Below are 896 nucleotides of genomic sequence, written 5' to 3'. Positions count from 1 at the left end.
ATTATCAATGGCTTTTTAAATTAGGGCCTAGTACTTTTGGAATGGAAATACTTTCCAACACCAAAAATTCTAGACCCGATAAAATTAGTGATTTCCTGATAATTGAATGGGATATTGGTGGTGTTAATATGAGGAATCATGGTCAATATCTGATTATGATCAATAGGGATCATACCAACGTAGAAGTTGTTTAAATCAATAACGGTCAAAGAATTAGGAACACGCAGTTTAAGCGCTTCTTGGGCTAAAGCTTTCATATTATAGGCATTATTATCAGAGATTAAAGCAATATCACTGCCTTCACAAAGGTAGAAATCTGCTGAAGCAACATTACCAAGTAGCTGAAAAGTTGACTGATTCATGATATCTCCCTGACTATTTACAAAAAAAGTGCTTTATTTTGCAGAATTAGGTATGTCACTTTGTTCTACAAGTGTATAATTAAAAATAGGTTAGATCAATATAATTGAGCGGGAAAGGAATTTTATAATGGGAGAAAAGAAATTACATTATAAAATGTATAAAGATGGCAAAAAATTCGTTTTTGCCGCAATTGCTACACTGTCTTTTTTTGTCTTCGGTGGGGTATCAACGGTAGCAGTTCATGCTGATACCACCTCAGGGAACTTAACTGCCGCCACTGTAAACAGCACTAGTGCAACGAAGGCCGATTCAACCGGTGCAAGTAGTAGTGCAGTAAAGGCCGATTCAACCGATGCAAGTAGTAGTGCAGTAAAGGCCGATTCAACCGGTGCAAGTAGTAGTGCAGTAAAGGCCGATTCAACCGGTGCAAGTAGTAGTGCAGTAAAGGCCGATTCAACCGATGCAAGTAGTGGTGCAGTAAAGGCCGATTCAACCGATGCAAGTAGTGGTGCTGCCAAGTCGGATACAGCAAG

Annotated in this window: 2 protein-coding genes; one reads left to right on the top strand and one right to left on the bottom strand. The window is 38.8% G+C overall.

The genetic code is table 11. The features are described from left to right. Nucleotides 1-20: 20 nt before the first annotated feature. Complete coding sequence (locus OCU14_RS10285; protein ID WP_261810950.1) at nucleotides 21-362, bottom strand: hypothetical protein; 342 nt, start codon at nucleotides 360-362, stop codon at nucleotides 21-23. A gap of 127 nt (nucleotides 363-489) precedes the next feature. On the opposite strand from OCU14_RS10285, the gene OCU14_RS10280 reads away from it, so the two are divergent. Then, a partial coding sequence (locus tag OCU14_RS10280; RefSeq protein WP_261810949.1) for a KxYKxGKxW signal peptide domain-containing protein occupies nucleotides 490-896 on the top strand: 407 nt, incomplete at its 3' end.

The sequence above is a fragment of the Levilactobacillus humaensis genome, assembly GCF_024345185.1.
Classification (GTDB): Bacteria; Bacillota; Bacilli; order Lactobacillales; family Lactobacillaceae; genus Levilactobacillus; species Levilactobacillus humaensis.
Note: the sequence above shows the minus strand (reverse complement) of the source record. Positions and strands in the feature narration are given on the sequence as shown.

Excerpts from the sequence above, each read along its gene's own strand:
- OCU14_RS10285 (WP_261810950.1), bottom strand. The coding sequence starts at position 362 with ATGAATCAGTCAACTTTTCAGCTACTTGGTAATGTTGCTTCAGCAGAT.